General features: G+C 60.4%; 1 protein-coding gene. It reads right to left on the bottom strand.

What is annotated here, in order from left to right; all coding sequences use genetic code 11:
• The coding region (locus R3217_10620) for a PilC/PilY family type IV pilus protein (protein MDX1455896.1) at positions 1-2,780 on the bottom strand (2,780 nt) is incomplete at both ends.

Raw genomic sequence — 2,780 nt, 5'->3', positions numbered from 1 at the left:
CGTCGAGCACGTCATCGCCATTCAGGTCGAACAGCGTCCTGCCGTCCGTGGCGGAGAGGATGTACATCCTGGCCGTGCCGAGCCCCGGGTCGCAGGCGCTGGCCGAAGATGACGGATCGAATGTCGTGAACACCAGCTGGTTGCGAATGGTGACGGATTCGGCCAGGACCTTCTCACCCGGCTCGGCAAGGTCGAAATACCAGCCCCTGGCACTGTTCAAGGCAGCATCGTCGTAACTGCCATCGATATCGACAAGGTCGCTGCGCAGGATGCCATTGCTGCCGTAAATGGCGGCGTAATCCGCAGACTGCGGACGATCGTAGATGACGGGGTCCTTGATCATGTAGAAGCTGTTCACCGTGTCGGTTGCATTGGGGTGCTGACGTTCGCCGGAACCGATGGCGAGAGACAGGTAGGTGCCGAGCACGTTGTCACTGACCAGCGAGACATCGACGGAGTTGAAGAATCGACGAGACTGCTCTTCGAGCCTGCCTGAGCCATTGAGGTGACCTGCACCCAGCGATGCGATCAACCCGCCGCGCACCAGGTCGCCTCCAGACTCGCCATTGATGATGTCAAAGCGCCACAGGCGACCACCCATGTCGCCGACGTAAATGCGATCTGCAAGCCCGTCGCCATTGAGATCGATGACTGCAGGCCTGGCCGGGATGGAATGTGTCATGTCGTCGAGCAGCAGGTTTGCGCTTCCACCAGCTGGCCCTGCACTCCACAGCAGCGCTCCGGTGCCTGCATCGACAATGTAGATGCCTCGCCCGGCCGTATCGTCGAACTGGTACCTGGCCTGGTTGTCGAGATGGGTGGGATCGAAGCCGCCGCCGAATACCAGTACGTCGGTTGCGGTGCCGTTGACATCGACCCTGGCATGTACCGGTTCGGAAAAGGTGAGTGCCAGCTCGCTGAAGTCGCCGCTGCCGCCCTCGATCTTCCAGAGCAGTCGCGGCGCAGCAGGATCGCTTACGTCGAGACCGTAGTAGTTGCGGCCACCACGCCGCATTCCGGCAAAGACATGTACCTTGTCATTGGATTCGATGATGCCATTGCCGTTGACATCCTCGATGTAGGGCACAACGGGAAGATCCATGCCGTAGATCTTCGGCCTGGATACCGTGTTTGCTTCCAGCCCGCGCAGGTTTTCCCAGAGGGCCTTGGGCAGGAAGGCAAATTCCTCGATCCCGGTAGCGGCGTCAACGGCATGCAGGAAACCGTCGTTGCTGCCGAAATAGACGACGGATTTCGAGTCGTTGTAGGTAATGACTGCCGGACGGGAGTGCAGTGGATCGCCGATCTTTCTCGAATAAGCCCAGTCGACCAGTGCGTCGCGCCGGATGTCGGAGCCTGCCCCGAGTTCTGCGGCCGAGACATTCGTGCTGTCGAAGATGTTGTCGGTACTGGAAAGCAGGTTCGTAACGCCACTGATGTCCGAATAGATGTTCCGGTTCGCGGCATCAGGCACCTTGCTGAGTGCGCCGCCCTGGAGGACGGAACCGCCATCCGGGGAATCAGGTGGCGGAGTCCAGTAGCTGGTGACCGTATCCTTGAAGAAGCCGGTCAACTCGTTCACTGCCGGTGCCCCCTGCACATCGACAATGATGCCCTCGCCGGTGACTGCGTCCAGCGCGACCTGGTATTTCTTGAGGTTGCCATCCCAGCGCGGGTAGGCGGTTGGCTTGAAGACCGTGAAGTAGAGATCGTTCAGGTGCTGGGTGCGATTGAAGGCATTCACTGACACGGCCGGCGCCGTGAAACTGGACTGCAGGCCGACCACCTCGACAATGATTTCCTGGATGGCGTCCTTCAATGCCTGGCCACTGCTGACCGGGTAATAAGCACCGCCGCCCGCAGCAGCGGTCGCTGTCAGCAGGGCATCGCCGGTCGCGTCCAGGTCGAAGCCAATGGTGTGGGTCAGGATCAGCTGGTCGCCATCGATTCCCGCAACCAGGTCGTTGTCGTAAAGGAACCGGGCGAGATCATCCAGGCAAGCTCCCTGGTAATCGGAGCACTGGCCGGGTGTCCACGGGTTCTTGAACCTGGCTGCGTCCGCGAGCAGGACATCTGCCGCCTGGTTCATGTTCCGGTCATTGGTCGGCAGGCCATCGCTCAGCAGGATGACATGGTTGGTCTGGCATTCGAATTCGATGGGGGAGATATACGTCGCATCGGTTCCCAGGCTGCCAGTGTAGGAAGCGTCGACGCTGGGGGCCAGGACAGCATCCGGATTGCCAGGGACATGGCTGTCGGTCCCGAATGTAACGGGCAGGCCGGTGTAATACAGCGCGGCTTCCAGGTAGGTCTCCTGCAAGGGCGTACTGCCGCTGGCCCGGATGTCACGAATGATCTGCTTCAGAATGGCCTGGTTGCCGGCGAGGGGAACCACTTCGTGAATGACCATGCCGCCGTCTGCATCCTGGTGCGCATCGAAGCGCATGATGCCGACATTGATGTCTGACAGCTCGTCCATCAGTTCCAGCAGCACTTGCTGCACGGCGGTGATGCGCTTCAGGATCCGGTAGTTCTCATGCCAGTTCATGTAATTGGCGGTGTAGAAGAACCAGTAGTCGCCGGCGTCAAAGGATTCAGCCGCAGCGGCATTGGCGGTCCAGACGCCAACAAGCCCGGCCTTTTCTGCATCGCTCAGATCGCTGTTGTCCTTGGGATAGGGCCTGGTGGTCGTGTCGACGCTGCGATGGCCATGCGTACCGCTGGCATTGTCGTCCCGGCAGTCGATGTCGGCATCCTGGAGTGCTGGCGAGCCAGGGCTG

It is taken from the genome of Gammaproteobacteria bacterium (assembly GCA_033720895.1).
Taxonomy (GTDB): Bacteria; Pseudomonadota; Gammaproteobacteria; order Natronospirales; family JAJUFS01; genus JAWWBS01.
This window is presented reverse-complemented; position numbering and strand designations above follow the sequence as displayed.